19 protein-coding genes are annotated in these 17113 nt (G+C 67.2%); 7 read left to right on the top strand and 12 right to left on the bottom strand.

The window, feature by feature from the left end; genetic code table 11:
* Nucleotides 1-147 precede the first annotated feature (147 nt).
* The 3 genes from EKM57_RS12745 to def all read left to right on the top strand — a co-directional run bounded on the left by EKM57_RS12745 (nucleotide 148) and on the right by def (nucleotide 2188).
* Nucleotides 148-633 carry an EF-hand domain-containing protein gene (locus tag EKM57_RS12745; protein WP_129792870.1) on the top strand — a complete coding sequence of 162 codons (486 nt, stop codon included), beginning with the start codon at nucleotides 148-150 and terminating at the stop codon, nucleotides 631-633.
* Nucleotides 634-790: 157 nt separating this feature from the next.
* Nucleotides 791-1387: a recombination mediator RecR gene (recR, locus tag EKM57_RS12750; protein WP_129792871.1), complete on the top strand. Its 597-nt coding sequence runs from the start codon at nucleotides 791-793 to the stop codon at nucleotides 1385-1387.
* A gap of 258 nt (nucleotides 1388-1645) precedes the next feature.
* Nucleotides 1646-2188: a peptide deformylase gene (def, locus tag EKM57_RS12755; RefSeq protein ID WP_129792872.1), complete on the top strand. Its 543-nt coding sequence runs from the start codon at nucleotides 1646-1648 to the stop codon at nucleotides 2186-2188.
* 139 nt (nucleotides 2189-2327) lie between these two features.
* Here def and EKM57_RS12760 read toward each other — a convergent pair whose 3' ends face one another.
* Nucleotides 2328-2777, bottom strand: a complete 450-nt coding sequence (locus EKM57_RS12760) for a hypothetical protein (protein ID WP_129792873.1) — start codon at nucleotides 2775-2777, stop codon at nucleotides 2328-2330.
* A gap of 132 nt (nucleotides 2778-2909) precedes the next feature.
* On the opposite strand from EKM57_RS12760, the gene rmuC reads away from it, so the two are divergent.
* Nucleotides 2910-4235, top strand: a complete 1326-nt coding sequence (rmuC, locus tag EKM57_RS12765) for a DNA recombination protein RmuC (RefSeq protein WP_129792874.1) — start codon at nucleotides 2910-2912, stop codon at nucleotides 4233-4235.
* Nucleotides 4236-4238: 3 nt separating this feature from the next.
* Here the strand turns inward: rmuC and EKM57_RS12770 are convergent, their stop codons facing one another.
* The 9 genes from EKM57_RS12770 to EKM57_RS12810 form a co-directional block, all read right to left on the bottom strand.
* Nucleotides 4239-5909 (bottom strand): formate--tetrahydrofolate ligase, encoded by a 1671-nt coding sequence (locus EKM57_RS12770; RefSeq protein WP_129792875.1) that lies wholly within the window; start codon nucleotides 5907-5909, stop codon nucleotides 4239-4241.
* A 127-nt stretch (nucleotides 5910-6036) separates the two neighbouring features.
* Complete coding sequence (locus EKM57_RS22505; protein WP_165357404.1) at nucleotides 6037-6720, bottom strand: META domain-containing protein; 684 nt, start codon at nucleotides 6718-6720, stop codon at nucleotides 6037-6039.
* Nucleotides 6721-6911: 191 nt separating this feature from the next.
* On the bottom strand, nucleotides 6912-7715 hold the full coding sequence (locus tag EKM57_RS12780; RefSeq protein WP_129792877.1) for an RNA methyltransferase: 804 nt from the start codon (nucleotides 7713-7715) through the stop codon (nucleotides 6912-6914).
* 144 nt (nucleotides 7716-7859) lie between these two features.
* Nucleotides 7860-8135: an HPr family phosphocarrier protein gene (locus EKM57_RS12785; protein WP_129792965.1), complete on the bottom strand. Its 276-nt coding sequence runs from the start codon at nucleotides 8133-8135 to the stop codon at nucleotides 7860-7862.
* A gap of 181 nt (nucleotides 8136-8316) precedes the next feature.
* Entirely contained in the window at nucleotides 8317-8721 is a 405-nt protein-coding gene (locus tag EKM57_RS12790; RefSeq protein ID WP_129792878.1) for a PTS sugar transporter subunit IIA, read from the bottom strand.
* Nucleotides 8722-9684 carry an RNase adapter RapZ gene (gene rapZ / locus EKM57_RS12795; protein ID WP_129792879.1) on the bottom strand — a complete coding sequence of 321 codons (963 nt, stop codon included), beginning with the start codon at nucleotides 9682-9684 and terminating at the stop codon, nucleotides 8722-8724. It abuts the gene before it with no gap.
* 3 nt (nucleotides 9685-9687) lie between these two features.
* Nucleotides 9688-10128, bottom strand: coding sequence for an HPr kinase/phosphorylase (locus EKM57_RS12800; RefSeq protein WP_129792880.1), 441 nt, complete (start codon nucleotides 10126-10128; stop codon nucleotides 9688-9690).
* Nucleotides 10125-11690 carry an ATP-binding protein gene (locus tag EKM57_RS12805; protein ID WP_129792881.1) on the bottom strand — a complete coding sequence of 522 codons (1566 nt, stop codon included), beginning with the start codon at nucleotides 11688-11690 and terminating at the stop codon, nucleotides 10125-10127. The genes EKM57_RS12800 and EKM57_RS12805 overlap by 4 nt, the downstream gene beginning before the upstream one ends.
* On the bottom strand, nucleotides 11662-12369 hold the full coding sequence (locus EKM57_RS12810) for a response regulator transcription factor (protein ID WP_129792882.1): 708 nt from the start codon (nucleotides 12367-12369) through the stop codon (nucleotides 11662-11664). The genes EKM57_RS12805 and EKM57_RS12810 overlap by 29 nt, the downstream gene beginning before the upstream one ends.
* 153 nt (nucleotides 12370-12522) lie before the next feature.
* On the opposite strand from EKM57_RS12810, the gene EKM57_RS12815 reads away from it, so the two are divergent.
* Nucleotides 12523-14166 (top strand): phosphoenolpyruvate carboxykinase, encoded by a 1644-nt coding sequence (locus EKM57_RS12815; protein WP_129792883.1) that lies wholly within the window; start codon nucleotides 12523-12525, stop codon nucleotides 14164-14166.
* Nucleotides 14167-14243: 77 nt separating this feature from the next.
* Nucleotides 14244-14702 carry a hypothetical protein gene (locus tag EKM57_RS12820; RefSeq protein WP_206185416.1) on the top strand — a complete coding sequence of 153 codons (459 nt, stop codon included), beginning with the start codon at nucleotides 14244-14246 and terminating at the stop codon, nucleotides 14700-14702.
* Between the two features lie 70 nt (nucleotides 14703-14772).
* Here EKM57_RS12820 and EKM57_RS12825 read toward each other — a convergent pair whose 3' ends face one another.
* Nucleotides 14773-15249, bottom strand: coding sequence for an NfeD family protein (locus EKM57_RS12825; protein WP_371414142.1), 477 nt, complete (start codon nucleotides 15247-15249; stop codon nucleotides 14773-14775).
* Nucleotides 15246-16220, bottom strand: coding sequence for an SPFH domain-containing protein (locus tag EKM57_RS12830; RefSeq protein ID WP_129792968.1), 975 nt, complete (start codon nucleotides 16218-16220; stop codon nucleotides 15246-15248). Before EKM57_RS12830 ends, EKM57_RS12825 begins: the two co-directional genes overlap by 4 nt.
* Before the next feature lie 76 nt (nucleotides 16221-16296).
* Between EKM57_RS12830 and EKM57_RS12835 the strand changes: the two genes are divergently transcribed.
* The gene (locus tag EKM57_RS12835; RefSeq protein ID WP_129792884.1) at nucleotides 16297-17103 is read left to right on the top strand and encodes a CoA ester lyase; all 807 of its coding nucleotides are present in this window, start codon (nucleotides 16297-16299) and stop codon (nucleotides 17101-17103) included.
* Nucleotides 17104-17113: the final 10 nt, after the last annotated feature.

The following is a 17113-nucleotide window of genomic DNA, read 5'->3' on the forward strand; positions in this document are numbered from 1 at the left end:
TCCCGGATCCGAAACGGTCCGTGGCCGCGACGTTGCGCGCGCACGACGGTGCGAGGCCGCAAGCCGGAACGCCGGAAGCTAAGACTCTGTTTCGATTGAGCCGGGCCGCGTTCCGCACCCCGGAAATTCTCGCAACGGAGTCCATTCATGTCTCGAATTGCCTTACTGACCGGCCTTGCCGTGCTGGCCGCGCCTGTCGCAGCCCAGCCGGCCGAGGATCCCGCCGCCGATCCAAGCGGCTCTCCGCAAACGACCCAGCCGCAATCGCCGCCTCCAGAGGCGACGCCGCCGAGCGAAATGCAGCCGCCGTCGAGCGATATGCAGCCGCCCGCGGGCGCCGACCCGCAAACGCCGCCTTCGTCCACGCCCAGCCCCGGCCAGGGACGGCCCGCCACGCCCGAGGAAGTGGGGTCGCTGGTCCAGGGCGAGTTCCCGACCCGGGATTCGGACGGCGACGGAAGCCTCAACCAGGCGGAATTCTCCACCTGGCTGGGCGAGCTGGTTGCGCGTTCTCCCAGCGGAAGTCCGCCGACCGAAGAGCAGATCGCCTCTGCGTTCACGCAGACCGACGCGGACGGCAACGGTTCGATCAGCCCGAGCGAAATGACCGCGCTGCTGGCACGGTCGCGCTAGAGGCGCCCGCGAGCCTGGTTCGCGCCGTCTGGCGCGAGGGGACCGGGCTCTTGCGTGCCCCGCAGCTGCGAAGCGGACGCGGAGGCGGGGCGCCAAGGGGCGGGGCAGGCGGATATCCCGCTTGCCCCGCCCCGCCTCCTCCCCATATCCGTGCGCTATGGCTTCCCAGGAAATCGAGGCGCTGACCCAAGCGCTGGCGCGGCTGCCCGGGCTGGGCCCGCGATCGGCAAGACGCGCGGTGCTGCACCTCATGAAACGGCGCGAAGCGGCGCTGAGGCCGCTGCTGCGTGCGCTCGAGCGGGTGAACGAGACGCTCTCGGTCTGCTCCGCGTGCGGGAATGTCGACACCTCCGATCCGTGCACGGTGTGCGCCGATCCACGCCGCGACGATCGCTTGCTTTGCGTCGTCGAGGAAGTCTCGGATCTCTGGGCGCTGGACCGCTCCAGGCTTTTTCCGGGCCGCTTCCACGTGCTCGGCGGGCGGCTTTCGGCGCTCGAGGGGGTCCGTCCGGAGGATCTCGGCATCGACCGGCTGATCGGCCGCGTCGCCGCCGGCGGTATCGACGAGGTGGTGCTGGCGATGAACGCAACGCTCGAGGGCCAGACCACGGCGCATTATCTGGCCGAACGGCTGGAGGCCTTTCCCGTTCGAGTCACCCAACTCGCGCACGGTCTGCCGGTCGGCGGCGAGCTCGACTATCTCGACGAAGGAACGCTCGCCCAGGCGCTTCGCGCCCGACGGCCGGTCGCCTGAAGAAGCCGCATGGGGTTCGCCGGCCGCACGGCGCATCGACGGACGGCGACCGAAGCGCGGCCTAGTCCGCCTCTCGCGCAGGGATTCACGTCGCCGACGGAGCCTTGCCCCGGTGGGCGGAGCCGATGGAGATTCGTTCCCGCCCTTGCTGGCGATCGCTATGCCGGCGTCCCTCGGCAGGTCTCCCCGCGGAATGTGCAGGGAAAGGCGGGTTCTCGATTCCTTGAAGAATTGGCGATTTGGCCTTACATCGCACCCATGGCGCTGCTTCCCATATACGAGACACCGGATCCGATTCTTCGGCAGATTTCCTCGCCCGTCGAGGAGGTTACCGACGAGCTTCGCACGCTCATCGACGACATGTTCGAGACGATGTACGCTGCGCCGGGCATCGGCCTCGCCGCCATCCAGGTGGGCGTGCCCAAGCGGCTGCTCGTCATCGACCTCCAGGAGCCAGAGGAAGAGGAAGGCGAGCCTGTCCGCAATCCCCTGGTCTTCATCAACCCGGAGATCCTCGAGACCTCCGAGACGACCAAGCCCTATAATGAAGGCTGCCTCTCGCTACCCGAGCAATATGCCGAGGTGCTCCGCCCCGACCGTGTCCGCGCCCGCTGGCTGGACAGGGACGGCAAGTCGCACGAGGCGTGGATCGACGGGCTATTGGCGGTGTGCCTGCAGCATGAGATCGATCATCTGAACGGCGTCTTGTTCATCGACCATCTCTCGCGCCTCAAGCGCGACATGATCATGAAGAAGCTTATCAAGGCCCGGCGTGAAATGGGCGGCCGCCGCGCCGCCTGACGGCGCCGTCCGGCCCAAGCTACATCGCATCGCAGATCGGCCCGGCGCGGGCCATGGCCGCTCGCTCCATCGCCTGCGACGTTCGGTACGATCCTTTTCTCGGCCTGAATCCATCCAGTCCTTTCGGACCAGGGCGCTCTCAGCCTTCGCAGCGGATCAGGCCGACGTCGGCAATGCTCTCCGAGTCGAACAGCAGGGCATTCGCCGATTCGGCGAAGCGCAGTTCCAGCACGTCGTCCCGCTCCGGGCCTTCGGCGGTGCAGCGCGACGCGATATCATAGCCGCCCGGCGCCTCGCGCACGTCGGCGAAGCGGCAGACCGACCCGGCCGGGGTCCTGAGCTCCGTCTCGGTGATGGTCCAGGCCGCATTCTCGCACAGGCCCTCCTCGGCGGCCCAACGGCCGACGAAACGGTGCGTCCCTTCCCGCTGCTGGTTGGATGATTCCGGGCCGCCGGCAATCCCCAGCCCGAGCGAAGCGTTGATGTCCGCATCCGGGAGCGGTTCAGCCACCTCGTTGGCGACCTCCACGTTGTCGACCGGCGCATCGGCCGACGGCTCCGCCCGGCACGCGGCCAGGACGAGGAGCATCGCTCCCCCAATCGCACTTGCCCTCATCATGAGCCCTATAGCGCATTTCTTGCCCCCGGTGTTCCACTGCCGGCTTGAGCCGCCGCGCCCTCTGCTCTAGGTTCGCATTTCGTTCCCGTCTCGGAAGGCGCCATGGACCCGTTCGTAAGCCTGTTGCTCGCACTCGCCACACTCGCTTTGGGCCTTCTCCTAGGCTGGATGATCGGGCGAGCCCGGGCCGGCGCGCTCGCCGAGGAGCGTGGCAAGGCGGCCGACCAGCTTCGTGCCGAGCTCGCAGCGGCTTGCCAGGCGCGTGACGAGGCGCAGCGGGACCTTTCCAGCCTGCAGGCGGATGCGCGCCACTTCGACACGCGGATGAAGGAGCTGACGGAGGCGAAGGAGGCGCTGAGCGCTCAGTTCCACGAAATCGGGGCCAAGCTGCTCGGCGAGGCGCAAAAGCAGCTGATCGAGCGCGCCGACGCCCGCTTCAACCAGGCCAGCGAGAAAAGCGAGGCTCAGTTGAAGGCCTTGCTGCAGCCCGTCGAGGCGACGCTCAAGCGCTACGAGGAAGGGTTGAGCAAGGTGGAGAAGGAGAGGGTCGGCAGCTACGAGGCGCTGCGCGAAGCGGTGACCCTGCTCCATTCGGGCCATCAGCAGGTTCGCGACGAGACCGCGAAGCTGATCAACGCGCTGCGATCGAGCCCGAAGGCACGGGGCCAATGGGGCGAGCAGAGCCTCAGGAACGTGCTCGAGCAAGCGGGCCTGTCGCCCTTCGCCGACTTCCGGTCGGAAGTATCGGTAGACACTGCCGACGGCCGTCTTCGGCCGGACGTCATCGTCAGGCTGCCCGGCGGCCGCAAGCTCATCATCGATGCCAAATGCTCCCTGAACGCCTTCCTCGACGCCAGCGAAGCGGTCGACGAGACTCTCCGCAAGGCGCATCTGCAGAAGCATGCCGCGGCCATCCGCAACCATGCGCAGCAGCTCGGCTCGAAGAATTACTGGGAGCAGTTCGGCGACGCGGCCGACTATGTCATCCTCTATATTCCGGGCGAGCATTTCCTGACCGCCGCGCTCGAGCAGGACGAACGGCTGTGGGAATGGGCCTATGAGAGAAGGGTGTTGCTGGCGACTCCGACCAACCTGGTCGCGATCGCCCGCACGGTCGCCAGCGTGTGGCGGCAGGAGCGACTCGCCGAGGAAGCGGCCGAGATCGCCCGCCTCGGCAAGGAGCTGCATTCGCGACTGGCGACGATGGGCGGCCATGTCGCACGGCTGGGCCGCAACCTCGAGCTCGCCAACGGCGCCTACAACGCTTTCGTCGGCAGCCTGGAAAGTCAGGTCATGAGTCAGGCGAAGAGGTTCGAGACTCTGGAAGTGTCGAGCGGATCGAAGGAGATCGAGCCGCTGCCGGTGGTCGAAACGGCGCCCCGTCCGCTGGCAAAGCTGTCCGGGGGCACAGCGGAAGCGGCGGAGTAGGGCCTAGGACAATCCGACGATCAGGCCGTTCTGGTCGAGGCCCATGCCTTCGGCCGAAGGCATGCTCGGCAGGCCCGGCATGGTCATCAGGTCGCCGCAGACCGCGACGACGAAGCCGGCGCCGGCGGAAAGGCGCACCTCGCGAACCGGGACGACATGGTGGGTGGGGGCGCCGAGCAGCACCGGATCGGTCGAGAAGCTGTACTGGGTCTTGGCCATGCAGACCTGCAGCTCGCCATAGCCTTCATGCTCCCACTGGTGGAGCTGGGCGCGGACGCCGGAATTGGCGATCGCCTCGTCGGCCCGGTAGATGCGTGTCGCGATGGTGTTGATCTTGTCGAACAGCTTCATGTCGGAGTCGTAGAGCGGTGCGAATTGGGCCCAGCCGGAATCGGCGAGTGCCGCCACCCGCTCGGCGAGCGCTTCGGCGCCGGCGCCGCCGTCCGCCCAATGGGTAGCAAGCACTGCCTCGACCCCATGGGCGGCGGCAATCTCCCTGACCGCCTCGACCTCCGCCGCCGTGTCGGTGGCGAAATGATTGATGGCGACCACCGCGGGGACGCCGAACTGGCGTATATTCTCGATGTGGCGGGCGAGATTGACTCCGCCGGCCCGAACCGCCGCCACATTCTCGGCGCCGAGATCGGCGCGCGTGACGCCGCCATTATATTTGAGCGCCCGCACCGTCGCCACGATCACCGCCGCGGCAGGATGGAGACCGGCCTGTCGGCACTTGATGTCGAAGAACTTCTCGGCGCCGAGGTCCGCACCGAACCCCGCCTCCGTCACGACATAGTCGGCCAGGCCGAGCGCTGCGCGAGTCGCAATCACGGAGTTGCAGCCATGGGCGATGTTGCCGAACGGACCGCCATGGATGAAAGCGGGATTGTTCTCGAGCGTCTGGACCAGATTTGGCTTGATCGCGTCGGCGAGCAGGACGGTCATCGCGCCATCGGCCTTGAGATCGCGCGCCGTCACCGGCCTCTTGTCCCGGCGATAGCCGATGACGATCCGCCCGAGCCGCTCGCGCAGGTCCGCCAGATCCTCGGCGAGGCACAATATCGCCATGATCTCCGAAGCGACGGTGATGTCGAAGCCGGACTGGCGCGGAAAGCCGTTGCCGACGCCGCCGAGCGACTGGACGATCGATCGCAGCGCCCGGTCGTTCACGTCGAGGACCCGTTTCCAGACGATCCTGCGCAGGTCGATGTCGAGCGCATTGCCCCAATGGATATGGTTGTCGATCAGAGCGGCGAGCAGGTTGTGCGCGCTGGTTATCGCGTGGAAATCACCGGTAAAGTGGAGATTGATCTCCTCCATCGGCACGACCTGGGCATAGCCGCCGCCGGCGGCGCCGCCCTTCATGCCGAAACAGGGGCCGAGCGAGGGCTCGCGCAGGCACAATATGGTCTTGCGGCCGATCCGGCTGAGCCCGTCGGCGAGGCCGACGGAGGTGGTCGTCTTGCCCTCTCCGGGCGGCGTCGGATTGATCGCGGTGACGAGGATTAGCTTGCCTTGCCGGGCGTCGCGGCGTGCGGCGAGCCAGTCCAGCGAGATCTTCGCCTTGGTCCGCCCATAGGGCTCGACCGCTTCGTCGGGGATTCCGATCCGGGCGGCGACCTCGCCGATCGGGAGCAAATGCGCGGCCCGTGAGATCTCGATGTCGGTCGGCATCCATTCCCCCCACCAATGTTCGGGCGATCGTATGTGTTGGTTACGGATGCATAACCGAAGTCGAACGCAACGGGGAAGGGCCACGGTGGGCGCCCGCCGACGGGCCCGGTTTGCGGCGGCCGCTGCCTCAGATCGATCGGCGCAGGCGGATCGTGCCGGCGGCGCCGGAGAGGACCAAAGTGTCCCCGTCCGGGTGCTGGATCGAGACGGGCCCGGAGAGCAGGCCAAGCACGCGCTGCTCATGCTGCATGGCGGGCTCCGGACAGGCCATGCGGGTCGCGGCGATCGGCCCCGGCCGCAGCGCCGCGTCCGAAATCGAATAGGCGCCGGAGAAGCGATTGCAGCCGGCCTGGCCGCTGATCCGGTCGGCGGTGAAGCTCAGATGATAGGCCTGGCCGGAGACCGGCGCGCCATCGATCGCGACGATCGACCAGCTGGTGTCGGCCAGGCTCCCCGGCGGCAGTATCTCGCCGCCGCAACCGTTGAAGGTCCTCCCGTCCAGCCGGGCAGTCACCGTGTCGGCATAACGACGGTCGCTCATGCCGTCGCTGCATTCGCGGCGAACGATGTCCAGCGTCAGGCGATCGGTCACATAGCGCCGGCCGTTCGGCGTCGGTTCCGGCGAGGGTGCAGCGACGGAGACCGGCGCGCCGTCAGGCGATTCCCAGGTCATTCGCCCTTCGGCGATGGTCACCGCCCAGAAAGGCTCGGTGCCGAGCGCCCGATAGGGACCGGCGGCGGGGGGGTCCGACGGCAGCGCGGTCGTGCAGGCGGAAAGGGTCAGGGCGACGAGTAAAGCGGCGCGTTTCATATCGAGGCCTCCATCGGAATCGGGATCGCAGCCTACACGCGTTGCAATGCAATCCATCCCGGTTTCGCGGCCCCGGAAGAGCGGACTTCGACAGGCGCTGGGCGAACCGCCCTGTGCGCTGTCCTGGGCCGCCTGCCGGGGCCGGCCGCCGGAACAAGCGATGAACGGGTGCCGGGGATGCGCGTTCCCGCTCACAGCCCGCGGCGGCGGAACTGATTTACCACTTCGTAGGCCATGACGGCCGCCGCTACCGCGGCGTTGAGGCTGTCGGCCCTGCCGAGCATCGGGATCTTCACGACGACGTCGCAGGCCGCGGCATAGTCGGCCGGCAGGCCGGCCTGCTCGTTTCCGACCAGGATGAAGGCGGGCTTGCGATACGTCGGCTGCTGATAGTCGATATCGGTCTCGAGGCTGGTGCCGACGAGTTCGCCTTCGCCGTCGCGCAACCAGCCCAGGAATTCCGCCCAGGGAGCGGCGGCGATCCGCTGCGTGAAGAGGGCGCCCATCGACGCGCGCACCGCCTCCACCGAAAAAGGATCCGCACATTCGTCGACCAGGATCAGGCCGCCGGCGCCCGCGGCGTCCCCGGTGCGCAGGATGGTCCCGATATTGCCCGGATCGCGCAGGGCCTGGGCGACGATCCAGAGCGGCGCGGCGTTGCGGTCGATCTGGCGGAGCGAAGTATCGAAGGCGCGGTAGATGCCCAGCACCGTCTGCGGATTTTCCTTGCCGGAGATCTTGTGGAGGATGTCGGCACTGGTCTCGATCGCCTCGCCGCCTTGCGCCTCCGTCTCGTCGATCAGCCGGTGGAGCAGGGGATGGGCCGCATCGCTGTAGAAGAGGAGTTGCGGCAGCACGCCCGCCTCGCGCGCCTCGGTGAGGATTCGCAGGCCCTCGGCAAGGAAGAGACCTTCGCGGCGACGGTTCTTCTTGTCGCGCAGGCCGCGGGCCTGCTTGACGAGCGGGTTGGAGAAAGCGGTGATCGCGCGGGGCATGGATCGTTTGTCCTCCGTCGCCCGGCAAAGCCAGGGCCCAAGCAAGCCGTCCGGGTGATCCCTAGGCCGTCTGAATGCCAGGTCCAGCCCATCTCGAGCCTCGCCGAAGCGCCGGCGCGAGGAATCGAAAACCGGCTTCTCCCGTCACTCTTCGTGAAACCTCGCCTCGACCAGGTCTACCAGCTTCTCCAGCGCCGTCTCGGCGCCGAAGCCGGAAGCGCTGATGGTGATCGAATCGCCCATCGCCGCGCCGAGCATCATCAGGCCCATGATGGACGTGCCGCACACCTTGGTTCCGTCCTTCTCCACCTCGATCTGGGCGTCCACCTGCGACGCCAGGGTCACGAACTTGGCGCTCGCACGGGCGTGGAGGCCGCGCTTGTTGCGCACCTCTACGGTACGGCTGATCACAGGCTCCAGGTCCACGATCGAAGGCGGTCGGAAGCGGCCTTCCGCGGCCGCGCGCGAGGCGGCAAGCCTGATAATGGCGTCACGACGGCGTCGCCCCTTCGGTCACGGTGAAACAGCACCGCTCCGTCCACTTCCTTGCCGGACAGCAAGATCCAACCGTCAAGACCATCTCCAACCGTGGACCTGAAGTCTATGCAGCCTCGCCGAGAATCTCGGAGGCGACGGAGATGTATTTGCGGCCGGCCTCGCGTGCCGCGGCCACGGCGGACTTCACGTCCATCGTCTTGCGCGCGCCCTCCAGCCGGATGAGCATCGGCAGGTTGACGCCGGCGATCACCTCGACCTTGTCGGTCTTCATCAGAGAGATGGCGAGATTGGACGGGGTTCCGCCGAACAGGTCGGTGAGGATGATGACTCCGCTGCCGTCATCGACCTTGGCGACCGCCCTGGCGATGTCGTCGCGCCGCGCCTCCATGTCGTCATCGGCGCCGATGCAGATCGGCTCGACCCGGTCCTGGGGGCCGACGACGTGCTCCATCGCGACGATGAACTCGGCCGCGAGTCGGCCATGCGTCACCAGCACCAGACCAATCATTCATTCACCTTGAAAGCCGTCGTTCGCCGTCGTTTCCGTCGAACCTGTTCCTGCAGAACGCGTCCCTGTGGATCGCTCGATGCCGTCGCGCGGCGGCGTGGCGAGGTCGCGATGATCCACCGTGGGCGAAAATCCCGCCTTGCGCAACCGTGTAGCTACCCGTTCGGCGACATGAACCGACCGATGTCTCCCCCCGGTACAGCCGAACGCGACCGACACGTAGGACTTGCCCTCGGCGCGATAGCGCGGGAGCAGGGTGAGGAGCAAATCCTCGATCCGGCCGAGCGCTTCCTCATAGACCGGATCGGCGGCGATATGCGCGGCAACCTCAGATTCGAGCCCGGTAAGGTCCCGCAGGCTCCTTTCCCAGTGAGGATTGCGCAGGAAGCGCATGTCGAACATCAGATCGGCGTTGCGCGGAATGCCCCGAGCGAATCCGAACGACATCAAGGTGAGGGTCGGCGCGTCGTCGCCGCCGAAGCGATCGCGGATCTGCTGGCGCAGCAGGTTCGAATCGCTGTCGGTGGTGTCGATGACATGATCGGCCCAGCGGCGCAGCGGAGCGGCAAGCTCGCGCTCCTCGGCAATTCCATCGGTGGCGGGCCGGTCCGGAGCAAGCGGATGGCGCCGCCGCGTCTCCGAATAGCGGCGCAGCAGCTCCGTCGTCTGGCAGTCGAGATAGAGGGTCTCGATCGGCGCGCCATCTCGTGCCAGCTTCTTCACCTGCCGCACGATGCGGTCCGCGTTGAACCCGCGGGTGCGGCTGTCCAAGCCGATGGCCAGCGGCCGCTGGCGGTCTGCGCCGGCCGGGAGCGGCGTCGCGAGCAGGTGGGTGAGCAGGCTCAGCGGCAGGTTGTCCACGACCTCCCAGCCGAGATCCTCCAGAGTCTTGAGCGCCGTCGTCTTGCCCGCACCGGACAGGCCGGTGACCAGCAGGATCCGCTTCGGATCGGCGCGCGCCATGCTTCAGTCGCCCATTCCGAGCAGCCGAAGCGCGGCTTCGACCTTGATCGGCGCCGAAGGCTCCCGCGCGTCGAGCCCGACGACCGGTATGGCGATTCCCGCCACCATCCTGGTCTCGGCGTCCTCCGGAAGCCGGACGGTGGCGAGGTCGAGATCGATGAACAAGGCGACGGGGACGTCCCGCACCGCCGGATATTCGAGAATGCCGACGCCGCGAAGCTCGATCTTGCCGGCGATCGTCGCCGGTGCCGCGGCGAGCAGACGGCCATTCTGCCGCCGGACCAGGGTATAATCGTCGCTGACCAGGGCCGCCCCCCGGTCGATCAGGCGCAAGGCGAGGTCGGACTTGCCCCGGCCCGAACGGCCCCCGATCAGTACGGCGCGGCCGTCGATGGCGACACAGGAGGCGTGGACGTTCTCGGACGAAAGCGACGGCGTGTTCATGCGGCGACTCCCGGGAAGCGGACCACGAAGCGCGCCCCCGGGCGCCCGTCGCGGCGGTCCTCGACCTCGATCCGGCCACCATGGCCCTCGACGATCGCCCTCGCAATGGCAAGGCCGAGGCCGGAATGGCGACCGAAATCCTGTTCGGGCCGCATGCTGTGAAAGCGGGTGAAGATCGCCTCGCGCGCGTCCGCCGGCACGCCCGGCCCCTCATCCTCGATCGTCACGAGGACCTGGTCGCCGACGGCCGTGGCTCGGATCTCGACCAGTCCGCCCGCCGGGGAGAAGGAGATGGCGTTGTCGACCAGATTGTCGAACAGGCGCGCCAGCCGCGATTCGTCTCCCGGAACGACGGCGGAGCCGACTCGCGGCCGCGCAAAGGCGATCTCCACGCCCTGCTTGCCGCGCCCCTCCCAGCTCGGCAGCATCGATTCGATAAGCCGGCCGAGATCGACCGGCTCGAACCGCGCCCGGGACAGCTCGGCGTCCAGCCGCGACGCCTCGGCGATGTCGACCACGAGCCGGTCGAGCCGGGCGACGTCGTCCCGGACCACGTCGAGAAGCTGGCGGCGGAGGGCCGGGTCCTCGACCCGCTCGAGCGTGTCGACTGCCGAGCGAAGGGAAGCCAGCGGGTTCTTGAGCTCGTGGGTCACGTCGGCGGCAAAGGCTTCCGTCGAATCGATCCGCTGACGCAGGCTCTGGGTCATGTCGTGCAGCGCCCGTGCGAGCAGGCCGATCTCGTCACGCCGGGCCGGCAGGACGGGAACATCGACCTCGCGCGCCCGGCCAAGGCGGACGCGGTGAGCGGCGATGGCCAGCGCGCGAAGCGGCGCCGCTATAGTGCGGGCGAGAAAGCGCGACAGCAGGACCGAGAGAAGAACGGTGCCGGCGAGGATCAGGGCGAGAGAGAAGCGCTCCGCCCGTACGACCCGCCTGATGTCGCGGGCGTTGACGGTGAGCAGCAGAACGCTCTTCCCGCGCTCGATCGCGGCCGCAGCGCTGATATAAGCGGTCCCCTCCGGCGCCCTGCGCACCTGCGTGACCGGCGTTCCGGAAGCAAGCGCCGCCTCTGCCTCCGGCCACGCGCCGAGGCTATCGCGTGCGGGCGGGACGAAGGGCTCCGGCGGGCTGGCACCGACGATCGCATCGAATCCGTTGTCGAGCGCCCGCGCCACCCCCCGATACCAGGCCTCGGTCGCCGGATCGCGCAGCTCGTAGGTCGGCGCCGCGCCGGCCCAGCTGTCGGCCACCTTGGTCCCGGACCGGTCGTAGACCCGAAGCCGAACCCCCAGATCGCGGCCGAGCCGCACCAGGGCGGGCTGGCGGCCCTCGGCGGGTACGGCGGGAAGGACGTGGGCGATCATCACCGTTTCGGACTTCGTCTGCTCGATCCGAGCCTCGGTGAGACGGCTGCGGAAGCCGTCCAGATAGAAGAGGCTGCCGGCAAGGATGATGATCGCGAAGATGTTGACCGCCAGGATCCGCTGGCGGAGCGACAGGCGGCGCGACCAGCGCAGTCCCAGCTCGCTGTCGTCACTCCTCGGCAAAACGGTATCCGACACCGTAGAGTGTCTCGATGGCCTTGAACTCGCCGTCCACCTCGCGGAACTTGCGGCGCATCCGCTTGATGTGGCTGTCGATCGTGCGATCGTCGACATAGATGTCGTCCTGATAGGCGACGTCCATCAGCTGGTTGCGCGATTTCACCACTCCCGGCCGTTGCGCCAGCGCCTCCAGGATCATGAACTCCGTCACGGTCAGCGTCACGTCGCGGCCGTTCCAGCTCACCCGATGGCGCGCGGGATCCATGCGAAGCCGGCCGCGGACGATCTCGACGGCCGCCGCTTCGTCGGATTCCTCTGCCGGCTTGGCGCGCATCTCGGTGCGGCGAAGCACGGCCCTGATGCGGGCGATGAGCAGCCGCTGGGAGAAGGGCTTGGTGATATAGTCGTCGGCGCCCATGGCGAGCCCGAGCGCCTCGTCCAGCTCCTCGTCCTTGGAAGTGAGGAAGATGACTGGAAAGTCGCTCTTCTCCCGCAGCCGGCGAAGCAGCTCCATGCCGTCCATGCGGGGCATCTTGATGTCGAGGATAGCGAGGTCGGGGGGATTGTCGGCAAGCGCCTTCAAGGCCGCCTCGCCGTCGGAATAGAGACGGGTGATGAAGCCCTCGGACTGCAGCGCGACGGACAGGGAGGTGAGGATGTTGCGGTCGTCGTCGACGAGCGCGATCGTTACCGACATGCTATCCTGATCTCCTCTGGCGCCGAGGTTTAGCCAAGCGCGCGGCGGGGGGCTACCCTTTGACGCGGCACGACGCCTCCGATATGGCGCGAGGCATTCGACTGGCGTCCGCTTCTTGCAGGCGTGCAACCCATTCTGCCTAGGGGAAATCAGGTGGCCAGCAGGGTCCCGACATTCACATTATCGCATCAGGGCATCGACACGCCCGCCACGCTTCACTGGAACCTCGAAACCGCGCCTCTGGTCGAGAAATCGGTCTGCCGCGGCGAGGGCATGCTCGCCAAGGACGGCCCTCTGGTCGTCGCTACCGGCAAGCATACCGGCCGCTCGGCCAAGGACAAGTTCATCGTCCGCGATGCCACCACCGAGGACACGATCTGGTGGGACAACAACAAGGCGATGAGCCCGGAGCATTTCGCGGCGCTGAAGGCGGACTTCCTGGCCGCCCTTGGCGAACGCGACACGCTCTTCGTGCAGGATCTGTACGGCGGCTCGCAGCCCGAGCACCGGGTGCGCGTGCGGGTGATCAACGAGTTGGCCTGGCACAATCTGTTCATCCGTACCATGCTGGTTCGTCCGCCGGGCGAGGAGCTGGCCGGCTTCGAACCCGAATTCACCATCATCGACCTGCCGACCTTCACCGCGGATCCCGAGCGCCACGGCGCCCGGTCCGGGACGGTGATCGCGGTCAACATGACCGAGCGGCTGATCCTGATCGGCGGCACCGCTTATGCCGGCGAGATGAAGAAATCGGTCTTCAGCATCCTCAACTATCTGCTGCCGAGCGACGGTGTGATGCCGATGCATTGCTCGGCCAATATCGGCCCCAGCGGCGACACGGCGATCTTCTTCGGGCTTTCTGGCACCGGCAAAACGACCCTGTCGGCCGACGCCAGCCGGACGCTGATCGGCGATGACGAGCATGGCTGGTCGGACACTGCCGTCTTCAACTTCGAGGGCGGCTGCTACGCGAAGATGATCCGCCTCTCGGCCGAGGCCGAGCCGGAGATCTATGCGACCACCAAGCGCTTCGGAACGGTGCTCGAGAACGTCGTGATCGATCCCGAGACCCGCGCGCTCGACCTCGACGACGCAACGCTCGCCGAGAATACCCGCGGTGCCTATCCGATCGACTTCATTCCCAATGCGTCGACCGAGAATATGGGACCGGTACCGCGCAACGTGATCTTCCTGACCGCCGACGCTTTCGGCGTGCTGCCGCCGATCGCCAGGCTGACTCCTGACCAGGCGATGTACCATTTCCTGTCGGGCTACACGGCCAAGGTCGCGGGAACCGAGATCGGCGTGACCGAACCCGAGGCGACCTTCTCGACCTGCTTCGGCGCTCCCTTCATGCCGCGCCACCCGTCCGTCTACGGCAACCTCCTGAAGGAGCGGATCGCCCGCGGCGGCGTCGACTGCTGGCTGGTCAACACCGGCTGGACGGGCGGCAAATATGGCGTGGGAAGCCGGATGCCGATCAAGGCCACGCGGGCTCTGCTCAACGCCGCGCTCGACGGCAGCCTCAAGAATGTCGAGTTCCGGCGCGATCCGTGGTTCGGTTTCGAGGTGCCGGTGAGCGTTCCGGGAGTCGAGCAGCGCATCCTCAACCCGCGCGACACCTGGGCGGACAAGGCCGATTATGACGCGACTGCCGCACGGCTGGTGAAGCTGTTCAACGACAATTTCGCGCGCTTCGCGGAGCATGTCGACCAGAGCGTGCGCGACGCCGCGCCCAAGGGCGACGCCACGCTTTCCACCGATCAAGCGCAGGAGGCCACCGTCCCGGCCGCCTGAGCCCAACCACAGCGACCTTCATCAGGGAGCGTGCCGGCGAGGGCCGGCGCGCTCCCTTTTCTTTGGGGAGAAAGAGAATGCGTGATCACGAACCTCGGCTTTTCGCTGATGATGCGGCCGTGCGAAGGGTGGGGGAGGGGCTGCTTGCCCGCAGTCTGCCCAAGGCCGAATGGACGCATGAGGCCCATCTCGCCGCCTGCGCCTGGCTCGTGCTCGAGCGGGCCGACCTGGATCCCGAGGGCGACCTGCCCGACCTGATCCGGCGCTACAATGAAAGCGTCGGCGGCGTGAACGATTCGACCCAGGGCTATCACGAAACGATCACCCAGGTGTCCATCCGCGGCGTGCGATGCAGCCTGGCGCATTCGTCGGGCGCGCTGGTCGAGCGGGTCAACGCCCTGCTGACGTCGCCGGAGGGACGGCGGGACTGGCCGCTGCGATTCTATAGTCGAGAGCGTCTCTTCTCGGTGGAGGCGCGGCTGGGCTGGATGGAGCCCGACCTGGCACTGCTTCCGGACGTCCCTCAGGCCACCTAGAACATGAGTTTACCGACGCGCATGCTGGGCAGCGACCTGGCTCAGGTCCCGGACCGGTACGAACGCGGCTTCACGCCCCGGCGGCAGGCGGCCGCGCCTCGATCGCGGGGATCGGCTCGACCCTGAGGCAGGCGCCGTCGGCGCCGACCACTTTCATGCGCGCGCCAGCCGGGGCATCGGGCCCGCGCGCCGCCCACACCCCGTCGCCTACCTTCACGCGGCCCTCGCCATTCTCGATGGCGGTGACGACGGTGACGGCCTGACCGACGAGGCGGGCGGTCCGGTCATTGAGCAAAGGATCGCTGCTCGGCACCGGATTGCGCTCATAATGGCGGCGGCCGCCGAAGACGGCGGCCATTGCAAGCAGGCCGAACAAGGCCAGCTGGAAGGGTAAAGGAAGCGGCAGAAGGGCGACCAATATGCCGGTCGCCGCCGCCGCCGCCGCCATCCAGACGAGGAAGACGCCCGGAACGAAGAGTTCGAGTATGCCCAGGAGTGCCGCTGCGATCAGCCACCACCAATGCGCGTCGAGCCCGCCTGGGATCACGAACGCCCACCTTCGAACGGGCCCGGTCGCCGCGTCGGGGCAGCGACGATCCCCTCTTCCTCCGTCTCCTTCCCGAGCGCGGCGCGCGCGAGCTCGCCGATCCCGCCAAGCGTTCCGATCAGCTGCGTCGCCTCGACCGGGAACAGGATCGTCTTGGCATTGGGCGAGCGGGCGAACTCGCTCACCGCCTCGACATATTTCTGCGCAATGAAATAGTTGATCGCCTGGGCGTTACCGCCGGCAATCGCCTGAGAGACCATCTGGGTCGCCTTGGCCTCCGCCTCCGCTTCGCGCTCGCGGGCCTCGGAATCGCGGAAGGCGGCTTCGCGCCGGCCTTCGGCCTCGAGGATCTGCGACTGCTTCTGGCCCTCGGCGCGCAGGATCTCCGAGGCCCGGCTCCCCTCCGCCTCGAGGATGACGGCGCGCTTCTCGCGCTCCGCCTTCATCTGCCGGCCCATCGCATTGACGATGTCGGCCGGCGGCCGGATGTCCTTGATCTCGACCCGGGTGATCTTGACCCCCCAGGATTCCGTCGCCTGATCGACCACCGACAGCAAGCGTGCATTGATCTCGTCGCGCTTGGAAAGCGTTTCGTCGAGGTCCATCGATCCCATCACGGTGCGCAAGTTGGTCGTGGTGAGCTGCATGATGGAGAGATAGAGATCCGAAACCTCATAGGCCGCCTTGGCCGCATCCAGCACCTGGAAGAAGACCACGCCATCGGTCGAGACCATGGCATTGTCCTTGGTGATGATCTCCTGGCCCGGGATATCGAGCACCTGCTCCATCATGTTCACCTTGCGGCCGACCCGATAGAAGAGCGCCGGGTAGAAGTTCAGGCCGGGCCGGGCGACAGTGGTGAAGCGACCGAAATATTCTATCGTATATTGATAGCCCTGGCGGACGATCTTCACACTCGCGAACAGGTAGAGCAGGACAAAGGCGATTAGGATGGCTATCCCGAGACCCATGGCGATTCCTTCCTCCGCTTGAAGCAATATCATGTAGACAAAGCCGAATTCATCCAAGCAGAATCGGACACGGGACATGTCGACCGATCTTCGCCTTTGCCGCTCCCTTCTGTTCCTGCCGGCCTCCAATCCGCGCGCCATTGCCAAGGCACGCGAGCTGCAGGCCGACATGATCATCCTCGACCTGGAGGATGCGGTGAAGGATGCGGACAAGGCGATGGCGCGCGAGGCGGCGGCCGCGGCGACCAAAGAGGGCTTTGGCGGGCGGCCGACGGCGATCCGGGTCAATCCGGTCGGCTCGCGCTATTATGGCGAGGATGTCGTTGCGGTGCGCCATTCGTCCGCCGATTATGTGGTGCTGCCCAAGACGGAATCGACCAAGCAGGCGTCGGACACGGCCTGGCTCATGGGCAAGCCGGTGCTGACGATGATCGAAAGCCCCCGCGGCGTGATCGAGGCCGCGGCCATCGCCCCTGCCTCGCGCGGCCTCATCGCGGGCACCAACGACCTTTCGGCCTCGATGGGCGTTCCGCCCGACGCCGGCCGCGGCGGGCTTGCTTATGCCCTGCAACGGATCGTGCTTGCCGCCCGGGCCGCGGGCGTCCCCGTCTTCGACGGAGTCCATAACGCGCTCGAAGCGACCGACGCGCTCGCCGCCGAGTGCGAGGAAGGGCGGCTGTACGGCTTCGACGGCAAATCGGTGATCCACCCCAACCAGATCCAGACGGTCAATCGCGTCTTCGCCCCGTCCGAGGCGGAACTCGAACGGGCGCAAAAGCTCGTCGCGGCGGCGACCGGAGGCGCCGAACGCCATGACGGGCGGATGATCGAAACGCTCCATGTCGACCAGGCGCGGGCGCTGATCGCGAAGGCGCGCGCCTAGCGCCCCGCCG

The sequence above is a fragment of the Sphingosinicella sp. CPCC 101087 genome (assembly GCF_004151485.1).
GTDB lineage: Bacteria > Pseudomonadota > Alphaproteobacteria > Sphingomonadales > Sphingomonadaceae > Allosphingosinicella.